Below are 15455 nucleotides of genomic sequence, written 5' to 3' on the forward strand. Positions count from 1 at the left end.
GCCGGTTTGGTCCATAGACTTTTAATTGGATAATTTCAACGTGACGCAGCAGGAACAAGAAAAAGACATTCTGGGGAAAATACTGGTGACGGTGTCCGCGCTTTGCCTGATTCTGGTGGCGGCGTTCCTGATCTGGGGATTCGTGCTGGATTGATAATACCCAGCGACGCTCAGACATAAAAAAAACCGCCGCGGCGGTTTTTTTTATGGGGCAGGCGATCAGATCTTGCAACCTTCGCAGTCCGCTTCGTCTTCGAGGAACTCGGGGACCTCTTTTACCTTCTGCGCCGCTTTTTCTTCGGCTTTCGCCAGTTCGGCATCGATATCAAAATCGAAAATATCATCACTCATCGCTTGGTCCTCATTCTGCTTCGCGTTCAAACGCTGAGTATAATCGACAAGCCGCCGGCCGGAAACCTTTCAGTTTGCCGCCGCCAACTGAGGTGTCTCATCCTGCGGCTTTTTTCCGTAGGCCATGTCGTACACGTCGTAGAAGTCGATTTCGCCTTTGTTGCCGATGATCACGCGCATCTTCTGTTTCAGCGCGGCACCGATAGATGGCTCATCCAGCAGCTGCTGCACCGCATAAGGCGACAGCGCGCGGGTGAAGTACCACTCGCCGTTGTAGCAAACTCGCAGATCCAGCACCCCGATGTCCTCGAAGCGGTACACCGGCCGGATCTCGATCAGCAGCATGGCGAACATGAACAGCACGAAAGCGGTGAAGCCCAGGAAGGCATATATCCCCATGTACGGCACCTGATACATCACGGCGATCACCGCGAAATAACCGGCGAACATGGCAAGGCACAGATAGCGGTGAGTGCGGGCGAATTCGCTGTTGAAGCGCGGCTTGCCGTCCCGCCCTTCACGCCGATTGATCTGTTCAATCTCTTTTACCAAGATGCTTTTAATCGCGTCCATCGTTACAACCTTATGCTGGAAACAGCATTGCCATCAAATCTCACCGCTAAAAGTAACACAAGTACAGTTTCGCCAGGTAGATCAGTTAGCCAACTTAATGGCGGCAACTGTTATAGTTCGGCTTCAGCGCGGCTGGGCGGCCTTGCCTTGTGCAAACATGAACATACGCTGGGCCACATCGTCGGCCTGTTTGATCTTCTGCTTTTGCGGTTCGTTGCTGCGTTGAATGGCGCGGGCGTAAGCGATTTCATGAGCCTGATCGATCATCGCGATGATCCGGTCACGTTCGGTCTTCTCCATATTGCCCAACATGGTGGTGATAATCGCCTGATAAGCGTTGGACGCGGCGCTCAGCGCTTTCTCTCTCGCCTCGAGGGCGACGACGCGTTGCAAGAGTTCTTGCAGTTGCTCGGAGTGAGACATATCGACCTCCTGTTGCCGGGCAGCAAGCCTGCCTGATTACAGTTTAGCAAAGGATCGAAAGAGAAAGAGGAAGGAAAGCCAGCGGTTACGGTAAAGCACACCCGAAAATCCCAACGAGGAGCCGATAGTGCAAATCAACCCGGGTGCGCTTTACGATAAGCGCGGTGAGATGAAGGAAAGAAAGCTGGCGCGCTATGCAGGACTCGAACCCGCGTCTATCAATTTTCAAGCCAAAACAAGCCATTATAAAACCAATCACTCTGCCAACTGAGTTAATAGCGCATTCCTTCGCTTCGGGGCGCCATTATCCATAACAACATTATGGACTCAAGCTTTTTTAGCATAATGCCCTGACTTTACGGATAAGTCTTAGGTTATCGATAGCGTTATGGCATTACGGCAGCTCAATAATCCGATAATCGCCGGCCATGAGTGGCTTGCACAAAATCTTGTAGCCATCGCTATCAAAATGGCTGGCCGCGCTCTGGAGCCGCTGCGCCTGCGCCAAGCTGTTGACCGACCCCAGATAAAACCAATTGTGAATCACATGGTACTGACGCAGCGTCTCGCCCTGTTCTTCCAACGCCACTCGCCCGGCGAACGGCCAACAGGCGATGCTCAGCTGTTCAAGCGCCGCGCCGAGCCGCAGCGCATGCTCCTGCGCCGACTCCACGCCACAGCAGGCGCCCGCGCACTTGCGCAGGCTGTAGCGGAAACAGGCTCGCCCCGCCGGCAGCTTGTCGATCCCCAGCTTGCCGTAACATAAACGATGCTCGTCAGCGATGGCGCGCAGCTTTTCCAGCGCGGCGTGGCGATTGGCAAACAGCCCGTAGAGATGGGGCGTAACGGCGAAATCGATCTCTTTGGCGTGAGCAATCGTCACCGTGTCGGCCTGCACGCGCAGCGCGCACAGCTGCTTCGAGCGCCGCAGGCGCTTGTTGAACAGCGGCTGTTGTTGTTTGATCAATTGCGCCTCCAGCAGCAGTGCCCCCAACTCGCCGGCGGTCTCGATAAAGCTGATGCGTCGGGTTTGCCGCAGCATTTTAGCCTCGTCCTGCGCGCGGAAATGCGCCATCACCCGGCTGCGTATATTGACGCTTTTACCGATGTAAAGCGGCAGGCTCTCGCTTTGACCGTGAAACATATACACACCCGGCCCTTTGGGCAACGGCGCCAGGCAGGCGCGCAGGTGCTCCGGGTATTGATAAATGTCGAGTTCCGGCTCGAGGCGGTTTGGCATCATGGCGGCGGTGTTGTCCTGCTGATGAATGAATACTGGTTTTTTAGCCAGTATAACGCGCCCTGCAGCCGGTTGCACACCCGAAAGATAATAACTCGCCGTGATCTTTAGCGGGAAAGCCTTTACCATCCCCTTTCCAGCGGGAAAGCGCCTCACGTTTAGCGCCAGTTCAAGCTGGCGCTGCCATGATGGCAGACTGGAACCGCCGCTTTTATCGTTATGGAAAACCTGGGTATGTCATCACTGAAACTCCCCTCCCGCCGTCTGGCGTTGCTCGCCGCCATCGTTTTCATCGCCGTCGCCGTCGCGCTGGCCATCTTTTGGCAACGCCCGCCGCAGCAGGATTACGTTACCGCGCCGGCCCGCCTGGGCAATATCGAAAACGCCGTGCTGGCCACCGGGCGGCTGGATGCCATCGAACGCGTCAACGTCGGCGCCCGCGTCTCCGGCGAAGTCAAATCGCTGAAGGTCAAGCTGGGCGATCGCGTCACCAAAGGGCAGCCGATCGCCGACATCGACGATCTGCAACAGCGCAACGATCTGCGCAACGCCGAGGCAGCGCTGAACGTCATCAAGGCCGAATTGCAGGCCAAACAGGCGCAGTTGAAGCAGGCGGAATCGCGTTTCAAACGCCAGCGCCGCATGCTGAGCGACGAGGCCAGCTCGCGTGAAGACTTCGAGACCGCCGAGGCCACGCTGGCCACCACCCGCGCCGAACAGCTTTCGCTCAATGCGCGCCTGGTGCAGGCGCAGATTGAAGTCGACAAGAAAAAAATCGATCTGGGCTATACCCGCGTGGTCGCGCCGATGGACGGCATCGTCATCGCCGTGGTGACGCAGCAGGGGCAAACGGTCAACTCCAGCCAAAGCGCGCCGACTATCGTCAAGCTGGCGCGGTTGGATATGATGACCATCAAGGCGCAGATCTCCGAAGCCGACATCACCCGCATTTCACCGGGGCAAAAGGCGTACTTCACTATTTTTTCCGATCCGGATAAACGGTACGACGCCACGCTACGCACCATCGAGCTGGCGCCGGAATCGGTGATGAAAGACGACTCGCTCGCCGGCACCAGCTCCGCGTCCGGTTCCGGCACCTCGAACGCCTCGGTCTATTACAACGCGCTGCTGGACGTGCCCAACCCGGAGAATCGCCTGCGCATCGCCATGACCGCGCAGGTTTCCTTACTGCTCGGCGACGCGAAGAACACCCTGCTGGTGCCGATCCAGGCGGTGCATAAAACCGAAGGAAAAGTGCAGCAGGTGCAGGTGCTGACTCAGGATCAGCGGCTGGAAACGCGCGAAGTGACCACAGGCATCACCAACAACGTCGATATTCAGATCCTCAGCGGCCTGAAAGCCGGTGAAACCGTGGTGCTGTCGCAGCCCGCCGCCAAGTCGGCTGAGGATGGCATTTTCCTGTGAACGCGATCATCGAGCTAAAAGGCATCAGTCGAACCTACACCAACGGCGGTCAGACGCTGACGGTGTTGAAAGACATCGATTTGACCATCGCCGCCGGCGAGCTGGTGGCGATCATCGGCGCCTCCGGTTCCGGCAAATCGACGCTGATGAACATCATGGGCTGCCTCGACGTGCCGGATCGCGGCGACTACTACATCAGCGGCCAGAACGCCGCCCACCTGTCGCCGGACGAACTGGCCCGCCTGCGCCGCGAGCATATCGGCTTTATCTTCCAGCGTTACCACCTGATGCCCGATCTCAGCGCGCTGGGCAACGTCGAAATTCCGGCTATCTACGCCAACGCCCGGCGCGATCAGCGGCGGCGGCGAGCGGCGCAACTGCTGGCGCGGTTGGGCCTTGAGGGACGCGAAGACCACAAGCCCGGCCAGCTTTCCGGCGGCCAGCAGCAGCGCGTCAGCATCGCCCGCTCGCTGATCAACGGCGGCGAAATCATCCTGGCGGACGAACCGACCGGCGCACTGGACACCCAATCCGGCCAGGAAGTGCTGGCGATCCTGAGCGAATTGAATCAGCGCGGCCACACCGTGGTGATCGTGACCCACGATATGAACGTGGCGCAGCATGCGCACCGCGTCATCGAGCTGCGAGACGGCGAGATCATCGCTGACAGCGGCCGCAAGTCGGCGTCCGGCCCATCGCTGCCGCCGCCGAACCGCAGTCGGCAAAGCGGCTGGCAAAGCCTGATTGACCGCACCCGCGAATCGCTACATATGGCGCTGAAAGCGATGAACGCCCATCGCCTGCGCACCGCGCTGACCATGACCGGCATTATCTTCGGCATCGCCGCCGTGGTGACGGTGGTGGCGCTGGGCGAAGGCGCCAAGCAGCGCACGCTGGAGAATATCAAGGGGCTCGGCACCAACGTGGTGAGCATCTATCCGGGGCGCGACTTCTTCGACGACGCCATCGACAGCATCCGCACCCTGGTGCCGGCCGACGCCGACGCGCTGGCGCAGCAAAGCTTCGTCGACAGCGTCAGCCCGGAGGTCAGCGCGTCCGACAGCATCCGTTTTCGCAGCAAATCCGCCACCGCCTCGATCACCGGCGTCGGGCGCGACTATTTCCGCGTCAACGGCATCACGCTGGTGCAAGGCGCCACCTTCCGCGACGATCGCAACGCGCTGCAGGAAGTGATCATCGACGATAACGCGCGCCAGGCGCTGTTCGGCGATTTTGGCGTCGAGCCGCTCGGCCAGATCGTATTTCTCGGCTCGGTGCCGGCGCGGGTAGTCGGCGTCGCCAAAAGCGAACGCAACTATGCGCCTAACCGCATCAGCGTCTGGATGCCCTACAGCACGGTGATGTACCGTATGGTCGGCAAGACCACGCTCAGCGGCATCACCGTGCGCCTGAAGGACGACGTCGCCAGCGAAGCCGCCGTCAGCGCCATCACGCAGTTGCTGACCCAACGCCATGGCGTCAAGGATTTCATGACGTTCAACCGCGATCAGTTCCGTAAATCGATCGAACGCACCTCGATGACGCTCAGCCTGCTGATCCTGATGGTGGCCTCGATCTCGCTGGTGATCGGCAGCCTGGGCGTGATGAACATCATGCTGGTCTCGGTCACCGAGCGCACCCACGAGATCGGCGTGCGCATGGCGGTCGGCGCGCGGCGCGGCGATATCATGCAACAGTTCATGATCGAGGCGGTGCTGGTCTGTCTGATCGGCGGCATTTTGGGCATTGCGCTGTCGTTCGCCGCCGGTTCGCTATTCACCTCGCTGGCGGGCGGCATGTTCACCGCCATCTATTCCTGGCAAGCCGCCGCGACGGCGTTTTTCTGTTCAACCTTAATCGGCATGATCTTCGGTTATCTCCCCGCCCGTAAAGCGGCAAGGATGGATCCGGTCGTTTCATTGGCCAGCGAGTAACCCATGAAAATTCTCTCTCCCCTGGCGTTAAGCCTCGCCGCTCTGCTCACCGCCGGCTGCGGCAACGCCCTGAAAAGCGACTACCGGGCGCCGCAGGTCAACTATCCTGCGGGGTGGCAATACGCCGCCGAAAACGCCACGCCGACGCCGTTCGACTGGCGTGATTTCCACGATCCTGAGCTCGATCGCTGGCTGCAACAGGTGATGGCGAGCAACAACGATCTGGCCGTCGCCGTGCTGCGCGTCTACCGCGCGCGGCTCGAGGCGGAACGCGTCGGCATCAGCACCGCGCCTGACGTCAGCGCCTCGTTAAGCAGCGGCATCAATCGCCCGTTGTCCGAGTCCTCCGCCTGGAATAAAACCAGCGGCGCGACTCTCTCTACGAGCTATGAAGTCGATCTGTGGGGCAAACTGGCGCGCCAGCGCGACGCCGCCGAGTGGGCCAGCCAGGCTTCCGAGCAGGATCTGCGAACGGCTCGGCTGACGCTGCTGGCCGACGCCGCCACCAACTACTGGCGCATCGGTTTTCTCAATCAGCAGATCGGCGTCAGCCAGGCGAGCATCGCGTATGCCAAAACGACGCTGCGGCTGGCCAACGCCCGTTATCAGGCCGGCAGCATCTCAGCGCTGGACGTGGTGAACGCGGAACAAAACCTACTGACGCAGGAAAGCCGGCTGTTGACGCTGCAACACGATCGTCAACAGGCGCTGAATGAACAGGCGGTGCTGCGGGGCGCGCCATCAGGCCAGGCCACTATCGCGCCCGCGCGTCTACCGACGACGGCGATGCCGCAGATCAACACCGGCATTCCCGCCAGCGTCTTGAGCCGTCGTCCGGATCTCAACGCTAAAGAACTGCGGTTGCGCGCCGCCCTGGCCAACGTCGACGAGAAACGTCTGCAATACTATCCCGCGTTCAGCCTGACTGGCTCGCTGGGCGCCAGCAGCAGCGCGCTGCTGGAATTCCTGCGCAACCCGACGGGCAGCCTCGGCGCCGGCCTGACGATGCCGTTCCTGCAATGGCGACAAATGGGCGTGGAGATCAAGATCGCCCGCAACGACTATGAACAGCTGGTGCTGGAGTTCAGGCAGGCGCTGTACAAGGCGATGGGCGATGTGAACAACGCCCTGTCGCTGCGCGCGCAACTGCTGGCGCAAGAGACACAGCTGCAGGCCTCGCTGGCGCTGGCGCGCAAATCGGAACGGCTGAACGAAGTGCGTTACCGGCAGGGCGCCGTCACCATAACCGACTGGTTAAACGCGCAGGAGCAACGCCGTCAGGCGGAACTGGCGGTGGACGAAAACCGCTTCGCGCAGTACCAGAATCTGGCGAAAATCTATCTGGAGTTCGGCGGTTCGTCGGCGCCCTAATCCAAACTGCCTGGCCAGTGGGTCAGGCGTTTTTTTAGCGGCGAACACATCAATTTTTCCGGTTTTATCTCCCGCACTCTCTATACTTGAAACATCACCAATTAGACGAAAAATCGTCAAATCGCACATTTATTAGACCATTCTCGCACCAAATCGGTGCAAATACTTAAGTTAAACTGCTGGATTTGATCGCCGCAAGATATAACGTTAAGCTATAGATGCAAAATAATTAGTCACCTAAATGACATAACCTTGGCATAAATGACGGTATTTTGTGATCCACATCCCAACTTAAATGTGGATAATGAATCGTCTTGAACCGCGATTCGATTAGCCTATTTGATAACTCGAAAACAACAGTGAACGGAGATTACGCTTTCACGAACAACGAATAATTCATTAAGGGATGATTATATGAAGTTAAGAAAAAAACGACATAAACCGATGCACATTAACGACATCACCATCATCGATGACAGCAAACTCAAGAAGGCGATCACCGCAGCGGCCCTGGGCAATGCGATGGAGTGGTTCGACTTCGGCGTATACGGCTTTGTCGCCTACGCACTTGGCCAGGTCTTCTTCCCCGGCGCCTCGCCCGGCGTACAAATGATCGCCGCGCTGGCGACCTTCTCCGTGCCCTTCCTGGTGCGTCCGCTCGGCGGCCTGTTCTTCGGCGCCATGGGCGACAAGTTCGGCCGGCAAAAAGTCCTCTCGGTCACCATTATCATCATGGCGGTCAGCACCTTCTGTATCGGCCTGATCCCGTCCTATGCGTCGATCGGCATCTGGGCCCCGATCCTGCTGCTGCTGGCCAAACTGGCGCAGGGCTTCTCCGTCGGCGGTGAATATTCCGGCGCGGCGATCTTCGTCGCCGAATACTCGCCGGACCGCAAACGCGGCTTTATGGGGAGCTGGCTGGATTTCGGCTCCATTGCCGGCTTTGTGATGGGTGCAGGCGTTGTGGTGCTGATCTCCAGCATCGTCGGCGAAGCTAACTTCCTCGACTGGGGCTGGCGCATTCCGTTCTTCATCGCCGCGCCGCTGGGCCTGATCGGTCTCTATTTGCGCCATGCGCTGGAAGAAACCCCGGCGTTCCAGCAGCACGTGGATAAGATGGAGAAAGAGGATCGCAACGCCATCGAAAATCCGCCGAAAACCTCGTTCAAAGAGATCGCGGCCAAACACTGGAAAAGTTTGCTGGTGTGCGTCGGTATCGTGATTTCCACCAACGTGACCTATTACATGCTGTTGACCTACATGCCGAGTTACCTGTCGCATAACCTGCACTACTCGGAGGATCACGGCGTTCTGATCATCATCGCCATCATGATCGGCATGCTGTTCGTGCAGCCGGTGATCGGCCTGACCAGCGACCGTATCGGCCGTAAGCCGTTCATCATCGGCGGCAGCATCGGCCTGTTGGCGCTGGCGATCCCGTGCTTCATTTTGATCAACAGCAACGTCATCGGCCTGATCTTCGTCGGTCTGCTGGTGCTGGCGGTGCTGCTCAACTCCTTCACCGGGGTGATGGCCTCGATTCTGCCGGCAATGTTCCCGACGCACATTCGCTACAGCGCGCTGGCGATTTCGTTCAACATTTCGGTACTGATCGCCGGTGCGACACCGACCGCCGCTGCCTGGCTGGTCGAAGCGACCGGCAACCTGTACATGCCGGCCTACTACCTGATGGTTGTGGCGGTGATCGGTCTTATCACCGGTCTGTACATGAAAGAGACCGCCAACAAGCCGCTGCGCGGCGCGACGCCGGCCGCTTCTGACCGTACCGAAGCGAAAGAACTGCTGCAGGAGACCTACGACAATATCGAACAGAAAGTCGAGGACATCAACGCGCAGATCGCCGAGCTGGAAAAGAAAAAGCAGATCCTGATAGACCAGCACCCCAAGCTGGACTGATCGCCGCTGAAAGACAAAAGCCACCCGTTTGGGTGGCTTTTTTACTTTGATTTCAAAAGAAATAATGCGCAGCGCATTTTTATGACAATCAGGATTGGTGGTACGCTTTGCCGCACACTCTTTATTGATGAAGAACATAATCATGAGCAAAATGGACCTTCCCATCATCATCGGCATCCTGGTGATGCTGACCCTGTGGCTCGGCGCGCTCTTCAACATTGGCGATATCACCTGCAGCATTTCACGTCTGTTTCACTGGATTGAAAGCCAACGCGGCTAACCCGACGCCGCCGCAGGCGGTGGAAAACTTCGGCTATGATTGATAGACGTTACGCTATTTTCCGAGACTGTCGCTCGCGATAAAGAGGACTGCATCATGACCGACTATGAGTTCTACAATCAGATCCTGACCCGGCTGGCCGCCAATCACCCCGGCACGCTGGATGAAAAAACCTACGAACTGTGGAAGCAGGACGCCACCAGCCCGCACGCCTTCGCCGATCCCTTCGCCTATCTCAAAACCAAGGGGCTGATACAAGCCTACGTGATGAGCGACATCGACGAGAACAACTATGATATCGATCCGCATCAAACGCGGATCACCACCGCCGGTCTTGAGTTCATGCGCAACGGCGGGTTTAAGTAAGCAAAAAAAACCGCCGGACGGCGGTTTTTTATCCTAAAAAGCCTGCGGACCGGTGGTTCAGGCGGGGAAAGGCCGATAAAAAATGCGCAGCACTTCGTTGTCGCCTTGGCGTAAAAAACCGCCTTCCGGCTGCCAGCGCAGATCGCGCGCCAGATTGAGATTTTCCCAACCGACCGCGCCCCCCACGCCGATGCAAAGATTTTTATTGCCCGCGGCAAATCCCGCGCCGGTGCCGATCATGGCATGCAGCAAACGGGGCGCCGCCGCGTCGCGCATGGAAAATATACCGATAAAACATCCCTGCGGCGCGCGCAGCATATCCGCCATGGTGCGGATCTCGGTATCATCAGGGCTGACGAAATGTTTGTATTGCTTATCGAACACCGTCAGCCACAGCTGCTTGTATTTCGCCTTGCTGAGCGCGCCTGAACGATGAGCGCAAAGCACCACCGCATCCCAGCACATCTCCCCGCTCAACGAAAGGTACTCTTCCGTATCGGCTTGCGGCTTGTCAGCGTAATGCCGCGCAAACTCAGCCGCATTCAAATGCGGCGGCACAGCCTGTTTGGCAACGTCACTCTTGTAGCGCTTGAAATTCAACCAATGCATGGGAAGTATCCTCTTCACCCGCGAGATTAATGAATCTGAAGCCGTGGATGAGACGAGCCATCAAATCCAGAGCGTCGTCGGCGATGGCGGTTTCGTCATCATCCAGCCCCTGCTCCACCGACCGCTCAATCGCGTTCATCACCGCCGGAGCGCTGGTTTCTTCCCCCTGCGCCACCACGTCTAATACGGCTTTGCCGATCGCCAGACAAAGCTCATGATCAAACTCAACCTCTTTATACGGCTGCATAATCACCCCGATAAATTTTCACCCAAGAATACTAGACCACAATGGCGTATCGCGCCTGCCATCGTAGCGCAGCAAGGTATGCAGCCAAAGATAAATGCATCAGGCTCCGGGTTGATAGCCCGAAGCCCGATAAAGAGCAGGTTATTGCGGTGCTTGTTCGGCGGGGCGAATAATAAAACAAGTGGCGGTTGCTGAAGCCAGCAGCTTCCCTTCCGCCGTTTTGAGCGTGCCTTCAGCGAAAGCGACGTTCTTCGCCGCATAGACCAAACGCCCCTCGGCGATCAGATCAGTTTCCTTCGGCACAGGGCGCAACATTTTAACCTGCAGATCGACGGTGCCATAGCCAATCCCCGCGCCCAGCGTACTGTGCACCGCGCAACCGGTCACCGAGTCCAAAACCGTGGCGGCGAAACCGCCATGTACGCCCCCCAGTGGATTCAGATGGCGCCCGTCGGCCCGCGCCGCGATGCGGATATACCCCTCTTCCACCGCGACCGGTTTCATGGGCACGGTTTCAGCGATCGAGGCCGGCGGGATCTTGCCAGCCATCGCAGCCTGTAATAACGCCAGCCCGGTCATTTTTGTCGGATCCATTGCTCTCTCCTCTGGTGGCAAACCGGTTATATAGGAGAGGTCTGACCTCTTGGCTTGTTTTTTCGTGCTGATGTCGTCAGCCGCCTGCTCTTCAGATTCTCTGAACGTGACCATCATCACTCTTTAGAGTCAATAACCACAATTTTTAAGAGCCTTTAGATTTAAAACAACTTTCTACTGTAAACACCGCCGGAAACTGAACGCAGTTAAGTTCAACATTTTAAGGCGTATCTATCATGGATTTCTTTCTGCAATTAGCGGTTATATTGGCATGCCTGCTGTATGGGGCGCGTAAGGGCGGCATTGCGCTGGGGTTACTGGGCGGCATCGGTTTGATGATCCTGGTGTTTGGCTTTCACCTGCAGCCCGGCAAACCGCCGGTAGACGTGATGCTGGTGATCATCGCGGTGGTGGCGGCCTCCGCCACCCTGCAGGCTTCAGGCGGGTTGGACGTCATGCTGCAGATCGCCGAGCGGATGCTGCGGCGCAACCCGCGTTATGTCTCGATCATCGCCCCCTTCGTCACCTGCATTCTCACTATCCTGTGCGGCACCGGCCATGTGGTGTACACCATCTTGCCGATCATCTATGACGTGGCGATCAAAAACAATATCCGCCCGGAACGGCCGATGGCGGCCAGTTCGATCGGCGCGCAGATGGGCATTATCGCCAGCCCGGTGTCGGTGGCGGTGGTGTCACTGGTGGCGATGCTCAGCAGCTACACCTTCAATGGCCGCCATCTGGAATTCCTCGATCTGCTGTCTATCACCATCCCTTCGACGCTGTGCGGCATTCTGGCGATCGGCATCTTCAGCTGGTTCCGCGGCAAAGACCTGGACAAAGACCCGGAGTTCCAGAAGTTCATCTCGGTGCCGGAAAACCATCGCTACGTCTACGGCGACGCCGCTACCCTGCTGGACCGGGTATTGCCGCGCAGCAACTGGATCGCCATGTGGATTTTCCTCGCCACCATCGCCCTGGTGGCGGTGCTGGGAGCCTTTTCCGGCCTGCGGCCCAGCTTCGGCGGCAAGCCGCTCTCCATGGTTCTGGTGATCCAGATGTGCATGCTGATGGCCGGGGCGTTGATCGTTATCATCACCCGCACCAACCCGGCGTCTATCTCTAAAAACGAGGTATTCCGTTCCGGCATGATCGCCATCGTGGCGGTGTATGGCGTCGCTTGGATGGCGGAAACCATGTTCGGCGCGCACCTGGCGCAGATCGAGGCCACACTGGGTGTGTTGGTGAAAGAGTACCCTTGGGCCTATGCGCTGATCCTGCTGCTGGTGTCGAAATTCGTCAACTCGCAGGCCGCCGCACTGGCGGCGCTGGTGCCGGTGGCGCTGGCGATCGGGGTTAACCCTGCCTATATCGTCGCTTCGGCGCCGGCCTGTTACGGTTATTACATTCTGCCAACCTACCCCAGCGATCTGGCGGCAATCCAGTTCGATCGCTCCGGCACCACCCGCATCGGCCGCTTCGTGATCAACCACAGCTTTATTCTGCCCGGCCTGATCGGCGTCAGCGTCTCCTGCGTCTTCGGCTGGATCCTCGCTGCGGCGTTCGGTTTCTTATGAGTTGTACTTTGGAGCCCTGCGGGGCTCCCTGCAAGCAGGATGACAATCCATGGGTATAAGGCATGACAAGACAGGGAGGAATGCAGGTGTAATGCGAATGACAGAAACAAAAAAACCGCCTCTGGGCGGTCTACGACATTACTACTTATTGCTTTGATTATTCGGAATTTTCGTTCCCTGGTACCCGGGGCGGGACTTGAACCCGCACAGCCAGAAGCCGAGGGATTTTAAATTCACCTTGTTAATCTTACATATCCATAATAATTCTGTTGTTCCGTTTGGGGCCCCCGCGCCGCTGGTCTGGAACGCGGTTTACGTTTGGATGTATGAGGGGGAGTAGTCCACGGCGACCTCATGATCACCATCTGATGACTGCCAATCTTCCCGCCTCTGAGCTGGTCGGTTTTCCGACCAATTTTCTCCGATGCGCACGGGCGTCTCGCTGTTAGCCCCGTCCCGGAATCGCTGAAGTCGTCCGGCTGGTTGGTTACCACCGGGTTGAAAACGCGCATTTGGTCATAGGCCGACCCGTCTAGCACGTCGCTATGCGCCCACAGAAAACAGGGCAACAGCGGCGCCTCAAATGCGTCGAGAATGCGTTTTTGTCTGTTGGTTATCGTGACTTCACGAACACCGCAACCGGTGCCTTTCAGCGCCTGACGCAGCAACTTGCCGGCGAAACTGCCGGGCCCGTTCACTTCAACCACCACCTGCGGTATCTGGTACCGGATCACCAGTTCGCGGATCTGCACTACCTGGCCGCCGATGATTTTGTCGCGCTCGTTGAACTCGGCCAGATCGCCGATCAGCTCCTGGCACACGTGCCAGTACAGGTGCCCCCGTGCGTCGGTCAGCACCAACGATCTGCTGGCTGCCCCGCCACATCGAGGCGGTGCGGTTCGCGCACCGGGTTTCCTGCTGCACGTTGTACTCGCGGATGCGCCCAGGATCGAGGCGGATTCTGCGTAGCAGTCCACCGTCGTTCTTGGCGGTTCAGCGAAATTGATGCCCGTTGCCGTCAACTGGCAATCGACGCCCTCTGCGAGCAGGCGCGCGCCCTTATGGATGCCAACAAAAACATACTCTGGCCCGAACGTCAGTCTATAGCTGCGCACCGTCGCCTTTTTTCATCGATGCGGTGCTCTTTCTCGAAAAGCTTGATCGTCAGGCAGTCGGCGCCCGGCCAGGTATCCGATTCGGCTTCCTTCAGCACGACGTCGGTTAACTTGTCACTCAACGCATTAAGGCGGGTTTTGTAATCGTTGTGCATAAAAAAGCCCCATGGTTGTCATGGGGCTATGATGTGGCGGGTGGTTGGTTTCCTGGCTATCGTAGAGACATCGAAATGTTAGATGCTCTTATGCCAGTTTTTGTGAAACTCGTTTTCCCAGACTCATCATTGGCTGCTCAATAAACTTAAACGTGCCCATTGATACAATTAGCGAGACAATTATTGATATAGGCACAAGCATTAAATATTCAAACCCAACATTAACTTCCAGCATTACAAAAAGATATAGAGAGAAGTAAATGACCAACATATGAACCATATACACAGAATAAGAAACCTTGCCAACAATCTGCATAATTCTATTATCAAACAATTTTGTTATGAGATTCCCACGTTCACTCTTCATACTTATCAGAACAGCAAAGAATGTCGCAAACCATATTACATAGCCGATGCAATCCTTCTTTAGCAACAACACCGATGACACAACAACAAAGAAAAAAATAACCTTAAGCTTAGCCAGAGTAATAATCGGGAAAATATCACGATAAAAGAAAAATGAAATAAACCCCATCAAGAAAGCAGCCATGCTTCCACCAGCAAACGCTTTATTATGAAGTACCTTACTCAAAAGAATCATGGCGACTAGGAAAGATAACGCAAGTAAAAACGCCCTGTTAGAAGGGGATGTCATTAACTTACTAAAAAAAACAAACAACATAGGAGCAATCAGATAGAACTGCCACTCAACGGAAGCGCTCCAAGCCTGGCCTACGATTGTTGTGCCAGCAAGTGGCAATACCCTCTCAGGAATTATCCCCTGGAGCAGGAAAAGATGCGGAATGAGATGAGAAAACTGGTTACTTAGATAGGTATCCACCTGATAAATTCTATGCTCCGTTGATGGTGAGAACGGAGCAATAGTTAATATATCCCTGTAGAAATACATGCTCGAGATTGATGCAGCCAGAACCACCAGATATATAGGGAAAAGCCTCATCCATCTTTGAGTTATATATTTCTTATAAGACACCTTGCTTTTATTTAATAGGTTAAAAATAACAAACCCGCTGAGAACTATAAAAACGTCAACTGCAAAATCATTCAACAACGTGATGGGTATTACTTTGTTCATTGTGGGAATGGCTTCATACGCGTGTCCTGCAACAACCCACAAAGCCATTAACCCTCTAAGCCCATCCAACTCTTTGATGTGTTTCATTTTTAAAAATGTCAACCGCAACAATCCTAAAGGTTTGCGAATTTTACATTTCTTTTGTAAAGATATCCATCAAAATGTTACTTCATGCCAGGGTC

18 protein-coding genes and 1 tRNA gene are annotated in these 15455 nt (G+C 56.5%); 8 read left to right on the forward strand and 11 right to left on the reverse strand.

Annotated elements, in window-relative coordinates; translation table 11 throughout:
- Positions 1-25: 25 nt before the first annotated feature.
- On the forward strand, positions 26-154 hold the full coding sequence (locus ACJ8KE_RS08860) for a hypothetical protein (protein ID WP_016928228.1): 129 nt from the start codon (positions 26-28) through the stop codon (positions 152-154).
- Positions 155-219: 65 nt separating this feature from the next.
- Here ACJ8KE_RS08860 and ACJ8KE_RS08865 read toward each other — a convergent pair whose 3' ends face one another.
- The 5 genes from ACJ8KE_RS08865 to cho all read right to left on the reverse strand — a co-directional run bounded on the left by ACJ8KE_RS08865 (position 220) and on the right by cho (position 2590).
- Positions 220-351 (reverse strand): hypothetical protein, encoded by a 132-nt coding sequence (locus ACJ8KE_RS08865; RefSeq protein ID WP_015377413.1) that lies wholly within the window; start codon positions 349-351, stop codon positions 220-222.
- 69 nt (positions 352-420) lie between these two features.
- Positions 421-924, reverse strand: coding sequence for a YlaC family protein (locus ACJ8KE_RS08870; protein ID WP_016928229.1), 504 nt, complete (start codon positions 922-924; stop codon positions 421-423).
- A gap of 123 nt (positions 925-1047) precedes the next feature.
- Complete coding sequence (locus ACJ8KE_RS08875; RefSeq protein ID WP_306376716.1) at positions 1048-1347, reverse strand: hypothetical protein; 300 nt, start codon at positions 1345-1347, stop codon at positions 1048-1050.
- 185 nt (positions 1348-1532) lie between these two features.
- A tRNA-OTHER gene (locus ACJ8KE_RS08880) sits at positions 1533-1629 on the reverse strand.
- A gap of 112 nt (positions 1630-1741) precedes the next feature.
- Positions 1742-2590 (reverse strand): excinuclease Cho, encoded by an 849-nt coding sequence (cho, locus tag ACJ8KE_RS08885; protein ID WP_079449677.1) that lies wholly within the window; start codon positions 2588-2590, stop codon positions 1742-1744.
- A 216-nt stretch (positions 2591-2806) separates the two neighbouring features.
- Between cho and ACJ8KE_RS08890 the strand changes: the two genes are divergently transcribed.
- The 6 genes from ACJ8KE_RS08890 (at position 2807) to ACJ8KE_RS08915 (ending at position 9880) form a co-directional block, all read left to right on the forward strand.
- A complete protein-coding gene (locus ACJ8KE_RS08890; protein WP_079449414.1) occupies positions 2807-4012 on the forward strand; it encodes an efflux RND transporter periplasmic adaptor subunit in 1206 nt (401 codons plus the stop codon).
- A complete protein-coding gene (locus ACJ8KE_RS08895) occupies positions 4009-5946 on the forward strand; it encodes a MacB family efflux pump subunit (protein WP_016928233.1) in 1938 nt (645 codons plus the stop codon). Before ACJ8KE_RS08890 ends, ACJ8KE_RS08895 begins: the two co-directional genes overlap by 4 nt.
- A 3-nt stretch (positions 5947-5949) precedes the next feature.
- Positions 5950-7317 (forward strand): TolC family protein, encoded by a 1368-nt coding sequence (locus ACJ8KE_RS08900; protein ID WP_079449415.1) that lies wholly within the window; start codon positions 5950-5952, stop codon positions 7315-7317.
- Between the two features lie 414 nt (positions 7318-7731).
- Positions 7732-9234, forward strand: coding sequence for a glycine betaine/L-proline transporter ProP (gene proP / locus ACJ8KE_RS08905; protein ID WP_004927916.1), 1503 nt, complete (start codon positions 7732-7734; stop codon positions 9232-9234).
- Between the two features lie 142 nt (positions 9235-9376).
- Positions 9377-9514 (forward strand): hypothetical protein, encoded by a 138-nt coding sequence (locus ACJ8KE_RS08910; RefSeq protein ID WP_162531381.1) that lies wholly within the window; start codon positions 9377-9379, stop codon positions 9512-9514.
- 96 nt (positions 9515-9610) lie between these two features.
- Entirely contained in the window at positions 9611-9880 is a 270-nt protein-coding gene (locus tag ACJ8KE_RS08915; protein ID WP_016928237.1) for a hypothetical protein, read from the forward strand.
- A 57-nt stretch (positions 9881-9937) separates the two neighbouring features.
- Here ACJ8KE_RS08915 and ACJ8KE_RS08920 read toward each other — a convergent pair whose 3' ends face one another.
- The 3 genes from ACJ8KE_RS08920 to ACJ8KE_RS08930 form a co-directional block, all read right to left on the reverse strand.
- Entirely contained in the window at positions 9938-10489 is a 552-nt protein-coding gene (locus tag ACJ8KE_RS08920; protein WP_004927924.1) for a hypothetical protein, read from the reverse strand.
- Positions 10455-10736: a hypothetical protein gene (locus ACJ8KE_RS08925; RefSeq protein WP_016928239.1), complete on the reverse strand. Its 282-nt coding sequence runs from the start codon at positions 10734-10736 to the stop codon at positions 10455-10457. The genes ACJ8KE_RS08920 and ACJ8KE_RS08925 overlap by 35 nt, the downstream gene beginning before the upstream one ends.
- 141 nt (positions 10737-10877) lie before the next feature.
- A complete protein-coding gene (locus ACJ8KE_RS08930; RefSeq protein WP_232036920.1) occupies positions 10878-11447 on the reverse strand; it encodes a PaaI family thioesterase in 570 nt (189 codons plus the stop codon).
- Between the two features lie 119 nt (positions 11448-11566).
- Between ACJ8KE_RS08930 and ACJ8KE_RS08935 the strand changes: the two genes are divergently transcribed.
- Positions 11567-12907 carry an anaerobic C4-dicarboxylate transporter gene (locus ACJ8KE_RS08935; RefSeq protein WP_004927934.1) on the forward strand — a complete coding sequence of 447 codons (1341 nt, stop codon included), beginning with the start codon at positions 11567-11569 and terminating at the stop codon, positions 12905-12907.
- 233 nt (positions 12908-13140) lie between these two features.
- Here ACJ8KE_RS08935 and ACJ8KE_RS08940 read toward each other — a convergent pair whose 3' ends face one another.
- From ACJ8KE_RS08940 to ACJ8KE_RS08950, 3 genes are all read right to left on the reverse strand, one after another.
- Positions 13141-13764, reverse strand: a complete 624-nt coding sequence (locus ACJ8KE_RS08940; RefSeq protein WP_397609478.1) for a hypothetical protein — start codon at positions 13762-13764, stop codon at positions 13141-13143.
- Between the two features lie 239 nt (positions 13765-14003).
- Positions 14004-14177, reverse strand: a complete 174-nt coding sequence (locus ACJ8KE_RS08945; RefSeq protein ID WP_240323826.1) for a hypothetical protein — start codon at positions 14175-14177, stop codon at positions 14004-14006.
- An 88-nt stretch (positions 14178-14265) separates the two neighbouring features.
- Complete coding sequence (locus ACJ8KE_RS08950; RefSeq protein ID WP_442517220.1) at positions 14266-15375, reverse strand: acyltransferase family protein; 1110 nt, start codon at positions 15373-15375, stop codon at positions 14266-14268.
- Between the last annotated feature and the right edge of the window lie 80 nt (positions 15376-15455).

Source organism: Serratia sp. CY56464, assembly GCF_052168435.1.
Lineage (GTDB): Bacteria > Pseudomonadota > Gammaproteobacteria > Enterobacterales > Enterobacteriaceae > Serratia > Serratia marcescens.

What these genes read in the sequence shown, in the direction of transcription:
- ACJ8KE_RS08865 (WP_015377413.1), bottom strand. Translation starts at nt 351, where the DNA reads ATGAGTGATGATATTTTCGATTTTGATATCGATGCCGAACTGGCGAAA.
- ACJ8KE_RS08870 (WP_016928229.1), bottom strand. Translation starts at nt 924, where the DNA reads ATGGACGCGATTAAAAGCATCTTGGTAAAAGAGATTGAACAGATCAAT.
- ACJ8KE_RS08875 (WP_306376716.1), bottom strand. Translation starts at nt 1,347, where the DNA reads ATGTCTCACTCCGAGCAACTGCAAGAACTCTTGCAACGCGTCGTCGCC.
- cho (WP_079449677.1), bottom strand. Translation starts at nt 2,590, where the DNA reads ATGATGCCAAACCGCCTCGAGCCGGAACTCGACATTTATCAATACCCG.
- ACJ8KE_RS08890 (WP_079449414.1), top strand. Translation starts at nt 2,807, where the DNA reads ATGGAAAACCTGGGTATGTCATCACTGAAACTCCCCTCCCGCCGTCTG.
- ACJ8KE_RS08900 (WP_079449415.1), top strand. Translation starts at nt 5,950, where the DNA reads ATGAAAATTCTCTCTCCCCTGGCGTTAAGCCTCGCCGCTCTGCTCACC.
- proP (WP_004927916.1), top strand. Translation starts at nt 7,732, where the DNA reads ATGAAGTTAAGAAAAAAACGACATAAACCGATGCACATTAACGACATC.
- ACJ8KE_RS08910 (WP_162531381.1), top strand. Translation starts at nt 9,377, where the DNA reads ATGAGCAAAATGGACCTTCCCATCATCATCGGCATCCTGGTGATGCTG.
- ACJ8KE_RS08915 (WP_016928237.1), top strand. Translation starts at nt 9,611, where the DNA reads ATGACCGACTATGAGTTCTACAATCAGATCCTGACCCGGCTGGCCGCC.
- ACJ8KE_RS08920 (WP_004927924.1), bottom strand. Translation starts at nt 10,489, where the DNA reads ATGCATTGGTTGAATTTCAAGCGCTACAAGAGTGACGTTGCCAAACAG.
- ACJ8KE_RS08925 (WP_016928239.1), bottom strand. Translation starts at nt 10,736, where the DNA reads ATGCAGCCGTATAAAGAGGTTGAGTTTGATCATGAGCTTTGTCTGGCG.
- ACJ8KE_RS08930 (WP_232036920.1), bottom strand. Translation starts at nt 11,447, where the DNA reads ATGATGGTCACGTTCAGAGAATCTGAAGAGCAGGCGGCTGACGACATC.
- ACJ8KE_RS08935 (WP_004927934.1), top strand. Translation starts at nt 11,567, where the DNA reads ATGGATTTCTTTCTGCAATTAGCGGTTATATTGGCATGCCTGCTGTAT.
- ACJ8KE_RS08945 (WP_240323826.1), bottom strand. Translation starts at nt 14,177, where the DNA reads ATGCACAACGATTACAAAACCCGCCTTAATGCGTTGAGTGACAAGTTA.